A 13,021-nucleotide genomic window follows, 5' to 3' on the forward strand; every position below is an offset into this window, starting at 1 on the left:
ATTGCCTGTTCGCGCCCTGAACGGGCGAAGGACAAAGGGGCAAAGCGGGTTTCCATGGGTTCAAGGCAGAAGCGGGTCCGGCGAGCCTTGGGTCTGATGATGATGGCGGCCTCTCCCCTCCCTCTGATGGCGCAGACGCCTTCGCCGCAACAGCAGGAAGAACCGATCCTGCCCGACAGCGAGTTCGAGGCGCGCCTGCCCAAGACGGGGGAAACGCCAACGGGCACCGGCGCGCCGCTGCCCTCCATAGACCAGTGGATCGACCAGCAGATGCCCGAAGCCGGCGCGGCGCAGCAACTGCCGCCAGCGGTCGAGCCGCAGGAGGAGCGTGAACTGGCCCAGCCGCTGCCGCCGCTCGACAGCGTGCAGGTGCCGGCGCAGGTCGCGACTGACGGCAACCCCGATGAAAAGACCCAGGCGGTGCGCTATTCGGTGGCGTTGGAAGGCTTCGGCAAGACCGGGCTGGAGCCGGCGTTCCGCGATTCCTCCGCCCTGATCGACGGCGGCGGCAAGGCCGACACGGCGGCAATGGTGCAGGCCCGCGCCCATGAGGATGAGGCGCTCGCCATAAGGCTGCTCTATGCTGAGGGCTATTATGACGCGACCGCGCTCGCATCGCTCGACCAGACGGGCGACGGGGCGTTGAAGGCCGTCCTCTCGGTCACGCCGGGGAAGCGCTACAGGATCGGGGACATCGTCATCAACGCCGGGCCGACCGTGCCGCCCGGCCTGATCCGCGACAGCCTGCCGCTCAAGACCGGCGACTATATCGTCGCGGCGGCGGTCGAGGGGGCGGAGGCCAATGTCGGCGTCAAGCTGCCGGAAAATGGCTATCCCTTCGCGAAGGTCGGGCAGCGGGACATATTGCTCGACCCCGCGACGGTGACGGGAGACTATACCCTGCCGGTGGAGACGGGCCCGCGCGGATCGTTCCGGGGGATCACCACCACCGGCGAGAAGCAGGCCTTCGGCGCCGATCATATGAAGGTCATCAGCCGCTTCAGGCCGGGCGAGCTTTACGACAGCCGCAAGGTCGACGACCTCCGCCGGGCGCTGGTGGCGACGGGGCTGTTCTCCAGCATCTCGGTCGATCCGGTCAGGACCAGCGAGCCGGGACCGGACGGCACAGAATATGTCGACCTGGAAGTCGCGCAGGAGGCCGGCAAGCCGCGCACGCTGGCGGGCGAGCTGGGCTATGGCACCGGCCAGGGCTTCCGCGCGGAGGGAACATGGACCCACCGCAACCTCTTCCCGCCCGAAGGCGCGCTGATCGCCAGCGTGATCGCCGGAACGCAGGAACAGGGCGCGTCGGGCACCTTCCGCCGATCCAATGCGGGCAAGCGCGACAAGACCTTCCAGACCGGCATCACGCTCAATCACCAGAATTACGACGCCTATGAAGCCTATACGGCGGGTCTCAACATCGGCTGGTCGCGGCAGTCGACGCCGATCTTCCAGAAGCGCTGGACCTACAGCTATGGCGCGGAAGTGCTGCTGACCAACGAACAGGTGGTGGTGGATCCGGCGACGGCGGACAAGACGCGGCGGACCTATTTCATCGGCGGCCTGCCGGTGCAACTCGGCTATGACCGGTCCAACGACCTGCTGAACCCGACCAGGGGTTTCCGCGCCAATCTGCGCGCGGAACCGGAAGGATCGTTGCAGGGCAGCTTCTCCCCCTATCTGCGCGCGACATTCGACCTCACCGGCTATTATCCCCTGTCGGACAGCCTGGTGATCGCCGCGCGCACGCGGGTCGGCACGATCAGCGGGGTGAAGCGCGACGATGTGGCGCCCTCACGACGGATCTATGCCGGCGGGGGGGGATCGGTACGCGGCTATGGCTATCAGGAACTGGGGCCGAAGGACGCGAACAACGATCCGATCGGCGGCCGGTCCGTCAATGAATTCGCGGTCGAGGGCCGTTACCGATTCGGGGACTATGGCGTGGTCGCCTTCGTCGATGCGGGCCAGGTCTATGAAAGTTCCATGCCGCAATTTTCCGACATCCGGTACGGCGTGGGCGTCGGCGGCCGCTTCTACACCAATTTCGGTCCCTTCCGCGCAGACATAGCCATGCCGATCAACCGGCAGCCGGGCGAATCCAAATTCGCGCTCTATATCGGCATCGGACAGGCATTCTGATGGCCGAGGAAACCGCCACCGTCGTCGTCAGGCGTCCCCTCTGGCAGAAGATCGTCCTGTGGGTCGTCGGGCTGGTCGTCGCCCTGATCGTGCTGGTCGCCGGGCTGCTGCTGTTCCTGAACACCCAGCCGGGCAAGAAATTCCTGATCCGACAGATCGCCGCGCTGAAGCTGGAATCCGGCATGGGCATATCGGTCGGGCGGATCGAAGGGTCGATCTACAGCGACATGGTGATCCACGATCTGGTGCTGCGCGATCCCAAGGGGCCGTTCGCCGCCTCCCCGCGGGTCCATGTGGTATGGAGCCCGTTCCGCTACATCGACAACCATATTTCGGTGCGGCTGCTGGAAAGCCCGCTGGTGGTGCTGGCGCGCAGCCCGCAGTTCAACGTGACGAAAAGCGATCCCAATGCGCCGATCCTGCCCGACCTCGACATCGACGTCGATCGGCTGAAGATCGCGAGGTTCCTCGTCGCCAGGCCGGTGATCGGCCAGAAGCGGGAGATCGCCATCGACGGCGTGACCCATATCGCGGACGGCCGCGCCATATTGTCGGCCAATGCGGTGGTGGACAGCGGCGACCGCCTGCAGGCCAATCTGGACGCCGTGCCCGCGCAGAACCGCCTGTCCATGAAGGGCACGCTGACCGCGCCGAAGGGCGGCGTCATCGCGGCGATGAGCGGCCTGACCGACGGCTTCACCGCGACGCTGGACGGCCGGGGCACGTGGCAGGCGTGGAACGGGCGGCTGGTCGCGACGTCCGGCAAGGGCGAGTTGGCGAATATCGCGCTCGCCGCTCGCGACGGCAATTTCACCGCCAAGGGGCCGCTGCGGCCCGGGCTGGTCTTTGCGGGGACCGTCGACCGGCTGACGACGCCGTCGCTTGACGTCGACCTGTTCGCGGGCCTGAACGAGCGGCGGGTGAACCTCAAAGGCTCGCTGAAATCCCCCGCCCTGTCCGCCACCGCGCAGGGTCTGGTCGACCTTGGCCAAAGCCGCTTCAGCGCGCTCAGGATCGACGCCGCCCTGCTCACCCCCGGCGCGATCATGGAGAAGGTGAAGGGCCGCGATGTGCGCGCTTCGGTGATCCTCGACGGGCCGATGGCGACGCCCTTCATCGACTATGACATCACGGCGAAGCATATCGCCTTCGACGCCACGGGGATCGAAAATCTGAAGGCCGGCGGGCGCGCCGTGATCGACGCCGACCGCATCCGCATTCCGGTAAGCGCCACCGCCAGCCGCGTCACCGGCCTCAATGCCGCGGCGGGCGGCCTGCTCAACAATCTGCGGGTGAAGGGCGACTTCGCCTATGCCGCGGGCAAGCTCATCAGCGACAATCTGAAGATCGACAGCGACCGGGTGGACGCCACCGCCATCGTGCTGGCCGACATGGAAAACGCCATCTATCGCGGGGCGCTCAAGGGCCGGGTCAACGACTACAGGATCGACGGCGTCGGCATCGTCAATCTCAACACCGATGTGAAGCTGGTGCCGGGGCCCCGGGGCGGCTTCGGCCTGTCCGGCCGTTTCGGCGTCCGCACGGCCCGTTGGGAGAACGCCTCCGTCCGCGATTTCCTGGGCGGCAATGCCGTCGCCTCCGGCAGCATCGGCATGACGCCGGAGGGGAAGTTCACCCTCACCGGCCTGAAAGGCGCGGCGCCCAATTTCCGGATCCACAGCGGTTCGGGCAGCTATGATACCGACGGCCGGATCGCCTTCGACGCCAGGGCGACCTCCAACCAATATGGCCCGCTGGCGCTGACCGTGCGCGGCACGATGGAGCGGCCCAATGCCGTGCTCCGCGCCGCCCGGCCCAATGTCGGCGTGCAGCTTTACGACGTGGTGGCGAAGCTGAATGGCGAAGCGGCGGGCTATCGGCTCGAGGCCACGGGCGGGTCCGCCTATGGCCCCTTCTTCGCCAATGTGCTAATCCGCACTGCCAGGGGGCCGCTCACCATCGACATAGCCAGGGCGCGTTTCGCCGGCATCGACATGAACGGCCGCGTGCAGCAGAGCGCCGCCGGTCCCTTCACCGGGCAACTTGCCATGAACGGTTCCGGCATCACCGGCGCGGTCCGGCTGATGGCGGTGGGCAAGGCGCAGGGCGCGCAGTTGAGCGCTACCGCCAGCAATGCGAAACTGCCGGGCGAAGCGGATGTGGTGATCGGCCGGGCGCTGATCACGGCGAACATGGTGCTGACCGAACAGCCGCAGATCAACGCCGACGTGCAGATGGCGAACGCCGCCTATGGCGACTATATCGTGCGCAAGGCGCGCGGCCGGATCGACTATCGCGGCGGACGCGGCCGGGCGCAGTTGGTCGCTGACGGATCGACCGGCGTGCCCTTCTCCATCGCCATGAACGCCGCGTTGCGCCCGACGCTCTACGCCGTCGCGCTGGAGGGACGGGCGAGCAACATTCCCTTCCGCTTCGCCCGGCCTGCCATCATCCGGATCGAGAAGGAAGGCTATCGCCTCGAACCCTCAACGCTGGTGCTGCCGCAGGGCCGGGTCGACCTGGCGGGGCGCTTCGGCCGGCAGACGGCGATGCAGGCGCGGTTCAAGGATTTCGACCTCGCCATCGTCAACATGGCCTCACCGGGATTGGGAATTGGCGGGAAAGCGACCGGCACGCTGGATTTCGCGCAGAATGGCTCCGCCTTCCCCACCGCGACCACGCGCCTCGCGATCAACGACTTCCGCCGCTCCAGCCTGACCGCCGTGTCCGATCCGGTGTCGATGGCGATCGAGGGCAAGCTGTCGAGCGCAGGCGGCGACATGCGTGGCCTTATCCGGCGCGGCAATGCGACGCTGGGCCGTTTCGTCGCGACGCTGGCGCCGCCGGGACCCGGGGCGAGTTGGGCGCAGCAATTGCAATCCGCGCCCTTGGGCGGCGGCATCCGCTATGCCGGGCCGGCCGATGTGCTGTTTTCCTTCGCCGGGCTAGCCGACCAGCAATTGACGGGGCCGATCGCCGTAGCGGCGGATTTCGGGGGGCGGCTGACTGCCCCGCGGCTCAACGGGCTGGTCCGCGCCAATGCCCTGACCTATGAGAATGAGACCTTCGGCACGCGCGTCACGCAGATGCGGCTGGATGGGCGCTTCACCAATGATCGGCTCGACCTGCGCGACTTTTCCGGGCGGGCAGGCGAAGGCACGGTGCAGGCCAGCGGCACGGTGGGGCTGGCGGCGGAGAGCGGCTATCCGATGAACATAGCCGTGAAGCTGAACCGCGCCCGCCTCGCCCGCAGCGAAGCGATCACCAGCGTGGTCAGCGGCACGCTGGCCATCACCAACAGCCCGGCCAATGGCGGCCTGATCAGGGGCGATCTTTCGCTTCCGGAAACGCGCTACCGCGTCGCCTGGCAGGGAGGCAGCGACATCCGTCAGTTGACGGGCGTGCGCCGCAAGGGCGAAGGGACCGACCTGCTCGACCAGCGCCTTGCGGCACGGCAGGCGGCCGCCAGGCCCACCCCATGGAAGCTGGACGTGCGCGTTCGCGCCGATAACGAAATCTATGTGACCGGCATGGGCCTCGATTCCGAATGGAAGACGAACATGCGCGTCACCGGCACCGCGAACGATCCGCGCGTGGTTGGCAAGATCGAGGTGATACGCGGCCGCTACAGCTTCTCGGGCCATCAGTTCGATCTGGAGCAGGGCATCATCACCTTCAACGGACCGATGATGAATCCCACGCTGGCGATCCGCGCCGAAACCCGGATCGACGATGTGACGGCAGGCATAGCCGTGGGCGGCACGGCGCAACGGCCCGACATCGCCTTCGTTTCCACGCCGACGCTGCCGCAGGACGAGATATTGGCGCGCATCCTGTTCGGGGACAATGTGGCGAACCTGTCGGCCACCCAGGCGATCCAGTTGGCGGCGGCGCTCAACGGTCTGCGTGGGGGCGGAGGCGGACTCAATCCCATGGGCAAGCTGCAAAATGCGTCGGGCGTCGACCGGATCGGCATCGTCGGCGGCGATGAGGCGACGGGGCGCGGCACTTCCCTCGCCGTCGGGCAGCATATCTCCAACAACATCTATGTCGAGGTGATCACCGATCCCAAGGGTTTCACCGCCACCCAGCTCGAAATCTCCCTGTCCAAGACGCTCAGCCTTTTGTCGAAGACCGGCACCAATGCGGGTTCTTCAGCCAATCTGCGCTATTCGAAGGATTATTGACGCCATCAGCAGTCGGATGGAAATGTCCGGGGCGGGTTCAAGGGGCGACTTTGCTGGATACTTACGGGCAGAAAACCGGGTCTCAATGTAGGGCGAGATTCCTGAGATTCACTACGCTCCTGAAGGCAGGAGCCCAGACCTCTCCCTCATCTATCACGGCAGCGTCTGGCTTGGGTTCTTACGAGGCACTTGTCTGTTCGAGGAACCTTTGCAGGGGCGCGGAGTGTTGGACGGCAGCATGACCAATCATCACCCAACGCCTCTGCCTGCAAAGAGAATTCCATGGATAGGACATCCCATCCGGACACCCGGGCCGAAGGTAAAAGGCCCGCTGCGCCAGTCGCGCAGCGGGCCTTTTCAGTGCGTGAAGCGGCAGGCGGGCAGAGCCGCGCTGGAGCCTTCCGGTTGATCCGGCCGGAAAGCCCGTCAGCGCTTATTCGCCATCATCCTCCGCTTCGGGTCCGGCCATCATCCCTTCGGCGACCTCCTCGGTCTTCCCGCGGATCGCCTTTTCCAGCTTGTCCGCCATTTCGGGATGTTCTTTCAGAAAGGTTTTTGCATTCTCGCGACCTTGCCCGATGCGAACCGAGTCATAGGAGAACCAGGCGCCCGACTTCTCGACCAGCCCAGCCTTCACGCCGATGTCGAGCAGTTCGCCGATCTTGGACACGCCCTCGCCATACATGATGTCGAATTCGACCTGCTTGAAGGGCGGCGCGACCTTGTTCTTGACCACCTTCACGCGGGTCGCGTTGCCGACAATGTCCTCGCGATCCTTGATCTGGCCGGTGCGACGGATGTCGAGGCGAACCGAGGCGTAGAATTTGAGCGCGTTGCCGCCCGTCGTCGTTTCGGGATTGCCGTACATGACGCCGATCTTCATGCGGACCTGGTTGATGAAGATCACCAGGCAGCGCGAGCGGGAGATGGAGCCGGTCAGCTTGCGCAGCGCCTGGCTCATCAGGCGGGCCTGCAGGCCGACATGGCTGTCGCCCATCTCGCCCTCGATTTCCGCACGCGGAACCAGCGCGGCGACCGAGTCCACCACCAGCACGTCGATGGCATTGGAGCGCACCAGCGTGTCGACGATCTCCAGCGCCTGTTCGCCGGTATCCGGCTGCGACACGATCAGTTCGTCGATGTCGACGCCCAGCTTCTTCGCATAGACAGGATCGAGCGCATGTTCCGCATCGACAAAGGCCGCGATGCCGCCGGTCTTCTGCGCTTCTGCAATGGCGTGCAGCGCCAGCGTGGTCTTGCCCGAGCTTTCCGGGCCATAAATCTCCACAATACGTCCGCGCGGCAGGCCACCAATGCCAAGCGCGATGTCCAGCCCCAGCGATCCGGTCGAGATCGCCTCGATCTCGATCTTCTCGCGGCTGCCCAGCTTCATGGCCGACCCCTTGCCGAAGGCACGGTCGATCTGGGAAAGGGCCGCTTCCAATGCTTTCTGTCTGTCCATTGTCCCTGTCTTCTTGGAATCGATGAGTGAGAGCATTGCGGTCATCGGCCTATCCCCTGTCAAGCGGAACGCGCCGGTCCGGATGGCGCGTGGCCACCATGTATCCTGTTTGTTCTAATGGAACAAGAGGGGAACGAAATTTTCTTATGCGGCGCTCAGCGCCTTGTTCAGCGCGCGCTCGACCGCGCCGATCGTGAAGGGCTTGGCCAGGGTCGGCCGGTCGGCATGGCTGGTCGGCAGATCGTCCGCCATGCCGCCCGTCGCAAAGACGAAGGGTATGCCGCTCTGCGCCAATATGTCCGCAACGGGCCAGCTTTTCTCGCCATGCAGGTTGCAGTCGAGCAGCGCCGCGTCGAAGCCGCCCTCGCGCGCCTTGGCGCAGGCATCATCGACCGATTCGGCAATGGCGTGCAGCCGGTATCCGAGCGTGTCGAGATAATCCTCCAGCATCATGCCGATCATTGCCTCATCCTCGACGATCAGGATGGTCTTGCCGTCAGACATGCTTGCGGTCCCCAATCTTACCCATCGCAACCCCAAAGGCCTTTTCCCACCGGCATAATCGACAAGCCGCGCGGAAGTTCATTCTTCAAATTCATTCCGCCGCAGGACGCATCGCCAGAGCATCCCGCGCCGCTTCCGCCAACTGGCTGACGGAAAAGGGTTTCGGAAGGAAAGCCACATTGGCGATGTCGATCGATTTGCGCAACTGTTCCTCGGCATAGCCCGACATGAACAAGACCGGCAGGTCCGGATGGCTCGCCCGCGCCCGCGCCACCATCGATGGGCCGTCCATGTTCGGCATCACCACATCGGAAATCAGCAGGTCGATCTTCTCGTCTCCGGCCAGCACTTCCAGCCCCTGTTCGCCGTCATTGGCTGTCAGCACCTTATAGCCCTGGCGCGATAAAGCCCGTTCCGCGACGGCGCGCACCATATCCTCATCCTCTACCAGCAACACGGTGCCGGTGCCCCAGGTTTCGCTGCGGCGCACGGGCGCCTTGGGCTGGGCGGCCTGATCGACATCGGCGCCCTGATAGACGGGCAGGTAGATGACGAAGCTCGCCCCGCGGCCAAGCTCCGATTCCGCGAAGATGAACCCGCCCGACTGCTTGACGATGCCGTAGACGGTGGAGAGGCCAAGGCCCGTCCCCTTGCCCAGTTCCTTCGTGGTGAAGAAGGGTTCGAAGATCTTCGAAAGAATGTCGGGCGGGATGCCCAGCCCCGTGTCGGACACCCGCACCGCCGTATAGTCGGCTGGCGGCAATATGTCCGACCGCATCTCCCGCACCTTGGCGGCGGGCACGCCGTAGGTCTGGATATTGAGCGTGCCGCCGTCCGGCATGGCGTCGCGGGCGTTGACGGCCAGGTTGACGATCACCTGCTCCAGCTGGCCGGGATCGGCCCGCACCGCACCCAGATTGCGGCCATGGCTGACTTCCAGCTTGACGCTCTCGCCCAGCAGGCGCTTCAGCAGGTTGGAGACGTCCGCGACGATGTCGGGCAATTGCAATATCTGCGGCCGCAACGTCTGCTGGCGCGAGAAGGCGAGCAACTGCCGCGTCAGCCCCGCCGCGCGGTTGCTGTTCGACTTGATCTGCTGGATGTCGTCATAATCGCTGTCGCCCGGCGTATGGCGCATCAGCATCAGGTCGCAATGGCCGATGATCGCGGTCAGGATATTGTTGAAGTCATGCGCCACGCCGCCTGCAAGCTGGCCGATCGCCTGCATCTTGGTCGCCTGCGCGACCTGGCGCTTGAGCTTGCTCTCCTCGCTATTGTCCTTGAGGGAGAGCAGCACCGCCGCCTCGCCCAACCCGCGCACGCCGGCCAGGCTGAGCGCGATCGGCTCGTCCGGTTGGTTGCGCATGCGCACGGCGACATCGCCCGACATTTGCGGCCCGACCGCAAAGCGCCGCACGGCGTCGGCCACCGCCGCCTGATCTTCCCGCACCACCAGGTCGCCGGGATAGCTCGGCTTCTCCTCGGGCTTGACGCCCGCCGCCCGCGAAAAGGCCTTGTTCATGAACAGGACGCGACCGTCGCGATCCGCCATGGCAAGGCCGAAGGGCAGCAGCGACAACAGCGTCTCGATATAGGAAAGCGCCGACGTGCCGCCCGCATTGCCCGCCGGCTCGTCGATCAGCAGCAGCAGCATCGGCCCGTCCTGCGCACCCGATTGCGCGCCCGCCGGCTGGGCGGCGCGCTTCAGCGGCACCTGCAACAGCCGCAGCGGAATGCCGCCCGATTCCTCCCGCGCCAGGAACAGCCGCGCCTTGTCGTCCACCCGCATGTGGGCGGCGAAATCGCGCCCGGTGATATTGGCGTCGATCCGTCCGGCGGCGCGCAGCAGGAAGGCGCCGTTGGCGGCCCGGATGCGCCCCTCCCCACCGATCATCACCGCCATGATGCCCGCTTCGCCCAATTGCCGCCCCGCTTCCCCGGTCAGCAGGCGGTGCACATCGTCCAGCGCGCTCGGCTGGCGCACCGGGGAAAAGCGCCACAGCAGATAATCCTCCGACCGGCCGGTACGGCAGAGGAAGGCATCCAGTCGCAGCGCACCCTGCACGATCCCTTCCACCCGCGCCTCGCCGTCGCGCCAGGCGGCGCGGGCAGCGTTACCCAGACTGTCGGACAGGCTGCTGTCGCCGGTGACATGGGGCGGCGTGGGGAAACCGGGAAACCATTCCCCGAACAGATCGCTGGCGCAGACCAGCCGCCCGGCGCGATCGGTGACGGCGATCGCCATATTGGAGGCATCCGCCGCCGCGCGCGCCACGGTCCAGTCGGGCACGGCCTCACCCACGGCCACTTCCTGCGGATAGAGCCGGCGATACCACCCCAGCAGCGCCGCCCCGGCCAGCAGCGCGGCGCCGAACCCGGCGCCCAGCGCCCAGTTGCCGGCGGCATAGACCACCAGCCCGGCGGACATCAGCGCCAGCAGAATGAGTAGCGGCAGGGCCAGGGGCGACGACCTGTCGGCCGCCCAGGCGTCTCCATCCCTGATCACACGCGCGGACACGGCCCGGCTATCCCCCTGCATTCACAATGGATTGCCCGCTCCCGCCGATCAGGCCGAAGCGACCTCCTCCAATGCGCTGCTTTCGCGTGCCTTGCCAATCCTCAATTTGCGGGCATGCCATTTCCGGCCCATGCGATGACGCCAGATCCAGTCGGCCAGGAAGTAGCCGACCACCGCAAAGGCCAGGGAAATCAGCGCCAGCCCCAGCAGCATGGCGGGCGCCGCCTCCGAAAAGAGCCAGGCGCACCATTCGCGGATCGAGGCATGCCGGTCGATCAGCGCCATGAAGCCCGATGCATCCGCCGACCGTCCGAGCAGCCAGTTGCCCATATAGACCGACGCCATCAGGAACAGCGGCGTGGTCGCGGGATTGGAGAGGAAGGTCATCGCCGCCGCCAGCGGGATGTTCGCCCGGAACGGCAGCGCCAGCAGCGCCGCGCCCGCGATCTGCACGCCGGGGATCAGCAGGAAGATGCCGACCAGCAGCCCCAATGCCACGCCGCGCGGCACCGAACGCCGGGTGAAGCGCCACAGCGAGGGTTCCAGCACCCGGTGCGCCACCGGGGCCAAAAAGCGGTTGTTTTCCAGCGATTCGCGGGTAGGCGCATTGGCGTGCCACCAGCGGGAGAGCCTGTTGTCCATCAGCGATGCGCCTTCATGATGCGCTGCTGATCGCGCTTCCAGTCGCGTTCCTTGATCGTGTCGCGCTTGTCATGGGTCTTCTTGCCCTTGGCCAGCGCCAGCTCGACCTTCGCCTTGCCCCGGCTGTTGAAATAGATCGACAGCGGCACCAGCGTCATTCCCTTGCGCTCGACAGCGCCATGCATGCGGGCGATCTCCCGCTGGTGCAGCAGCAGCTTGCGGGGGCGCTTGGGCTCATGGTTGAAGCGGTTGCCATGGCTGAATTCGGGGATGTTGCTGTTGACCAGCCACACCTGCTCGCCCTTCACCTCGGCATAGCTTTCCGCGATATTGCCCTCGCCGAAGCGCAGCGACTTCACCTCGGTCCCTTGCAGGGCGATCCCAGCCTCGAACACATCCTCCAGGAAATATTCGAAACGGGCGCGCCGGTTCTCGGCGACGATCTTCTTCTTGTCGAAGGCTTCGGGACGGGGACGGGCCATTATTCTCTAACTAACTCGCTTCACCATATAGGCCCGCGGGACGATCAAACCAGTCCCGCGATCTCCAGAGCCCGGTCGACGGCGGCACGGCTCGATTCCGACGGCCAGGTGATCGGCAGGCGGACCTCGCCGGACATGTCGGGCCGAACGCGCGTAAGGGCATATTTGACCGGGCCGGGTGAAGAATCGCTGAACAGGGCATCATGCAGGGGGTAGAGACGATCCTGAAGCGCAAGGGCGCCATGCCAGTCGCCGTTTGCCGTCGCCCGCTGGAATTCGGCGCAAAGGCGCGGCGCGACATTGGCCGTGACCGAAATGCAGCCCCTGCCGCCCATTGCATTGAAACCCAGCGCCGTTTCGTCATTGCCGGAAAGCTGACAGAAATCGGCCCGGCAGGCGAGGCGCTGTGCGCTGACCCGCCCCAGATTCCCGGTGGCGTCCTTGATGCCGACGATGGTCTGGAATTCCTCCGACAGGCGGTGGATGACCGGCACGCCGATGTCGGTGATCGTGCGGCTGGGCACGTTGTAGAGGATGATCGGCAGCGAACAGCGCTCCGCCAGATGCGCGAAATGCCGGTATACCCCCTCCTGATTGGGCTTGTTGTAATAGGGCGCGACCACCAGCGCCGCATCGGCCCCCGCCGCCTGCGCCGCGAACATATGCTCCAGCGCGATGCGGGTGTCGTTGGAACCGCAACCCGCGATCACCGGCACGCGGCCCGCCGCCTGGTCGACGCAGATGGCGATGACGCGATTATGTTCCTCGACCGTCATGGTCGCGCTTTCGCCCGTCGTGCCGCAAGGGACGAGCGCGCTGCTGCCTTCCCCGATCTGCCAGTCGACGAAGGCGCGAAAAGCCGCCTCGTCCACCGCCCCGTTGCGGAAGGGCGTGATCAGTGCCGGAATCGACCCGGAAAACATGCAACAAACTCCTTCAATTCACCGGGATTCCGGGGCATGATAGCGTGAAACACGCGAACGGGGCGCTATAGCGCGTCATTCAGGGCCTGATAAGGATGCAATTGCGATAATGTCCAGTAGGGTATCGCTCTCCTGTCTTGAAACTGCCCCGGAAGCCC

General features: G+C 65.7%; 8 protein-coding genes. 2 read left to right on the forward strand and 6 right to left on the reverse strand.

The genetic code is table 11. The features are described 5' to 3' along the window. Nucleotides 1-54 precede the first annotated feature (54 nt). Nucleotides 55-2,145, forward strand: coding sequence for an autotransporter assembly complex protein TamA (locus TZ53_RS02875; protein ID WP_025547441.1), 2,091 nt, complete (start codon nt 55-57; stop codon nt 2,143-2,145). Further along, nucleotides 2,145-6,332: a translocation/assembly module TamB domain-containing protein gene (locus TZ53_RS02880; RefSeq protein WP_044660361.1), complete on the forward strand. Its 4,188-nt coding sequence runs from the start codon at nt 2,145-2,147 to the stop codon at nt 6,330-6,332. Before TZ53_RS02875 ends, TZ53_RS02880 begins: the two co-directional genes overlap by 1 nt. Nucleotides 6,333-6,765: 433 nt before the next feature. Here the strand turns inward: TZ53_RS02880 and recA are convergent, their stop codons facing one another. The 6 genes from recA to dapA form a co-directional block, all read right to left on the reverse strand. Further along, nucleotides 6,766-7,839: a recombinase RecA gene (recA, locus tag TZ53_RS02885; RefSeq protein ID WP_044660362.1), complete on the reverse strand. Its 1,074-nt coding sequence runs from the start codon at nt 7,837-7,839 to the stop codon at nt 6,766-6,768. 99 nt (nt 7,840-7,938) lie between these two features. Beyond that, nucleotides 7,939-8,298, reverse strand: coding sequence for a response regulator (locus TZ53_RS02890; protein ID WP_025547444.1), 360 nt, complete (start codon nt 8,296-8,298; stop codon nt 7,939-7,941). Nucleotides 8,299-8,389: 91 nt separating this feature from the next. Further along, nucleotides 8,390-10,816, reverse strand: a complete 2,427-nt coding sequence (locus TZ53_RS02895) for a response regulator (RefSeq protein ID WP_044662815.1) — start codon at nt 10,814-10,816, stop codon at nt 8,390-8,392. A gap of 48 nt (nt 10,817-10,864) precedes the next feature. Beyond that, complete coding sequence (locus TZ53_RS02900) at nt 10,865-11,458, reverse strand: DUF2062 domain-containing protein (RefSeq protein WP_025547448.1); 594 nt, start codon at nt 11,456-11,458, stop codon at nt 10,865-10,867. After that, complete coding sequence (gene smpB, locus TZ53_RS02905; protein ID WP_007683053.1) at nt 11,458-11,940, reverse strand: SsrA-binding protein SmpB; 483 nt, start codon at nt 11,938-11,940, stop codon at nt 11,458-11,460. Before smpB ends, TZ53_RS02900 begins: the two co-directional genes overlap by 1 nt. A 44-nt stretch (nt 11,941-11,984) precedes the next feature. Beyond that, entirely contained in the window at nt 11,985-12,863 is an 879-nt protein-coding gene (gene dapA / locus TZ53_RS02910; protein ID WP_025547453.1) for a 4-hydroxy-tetrahydrodipicolinate synthase, read from the reverse strand. Nucleotides 12,864-13,021: the final 158 nt, after the last annotated feature.

Source organism: Sphingobium sp. YBL2, assembly GCF_000943805.1.
GTDB classification, from domain to species: Bacteria; Pseudomonadota; Alphaproteobacteria; order Sphingomonadales; family Sphingomonadaceae; genus Sphingobium; species Sphingobium fuliginis.

Excerpts from the sequence above, each read along its gene's own strand:
- TZ53_RS02880 (WP_044660361.1), top strand. The coding sequence starts at position 2,145 with ATGGCCGAGGAAACCGCCACCGTCGTCGTCAGGCGTCCCCTCTGGCAG.
- smpB (WP_007683053.1), bottom strand. The coding sequence starts at position 11,940 with ATGGCCCGTCCCCGTCCCGAAGCCTTCGACAAGAAGAAGATCGTCGCC.
- recA (WP_044660362.1), bottom strand. The coding sequence starts at position 7,839 with ATGACCGCAATGCTCTCACTCATCGATTCCAAGAAGACAGGGACAATG.
- dapA (WP_025547453.1), bottom strand. The coding sequence starts at position 12,863 with ATGTTTTCCGGGTCGATTCCGGCACTGATCACGCCCTTCCGCAACGGG.
- TZ53_RS02890 (WP_025547444.1), bottom strand. The coding sequence starts at position 8,298 with ATGTCTGACGGCAAGACCATCCTGATCGTCGAGGATGAGGCAATGATC.
- TZ53_RS02900 (WP_025547448.1), bottom strand. The coding sequence starts at position 11,458 with ATGGACAACAGGCTCTCCCGCTGGTGGCACGCCAATGCGCCTACCCGC.
- TZ53_RS02875 (WP_025547441.1), top strand. The coding sequence starts at position 55 with ATGGGTTCAAGGCAGAAGCGGGTCCGGCGAGCCTTGGGTCTGATGATG.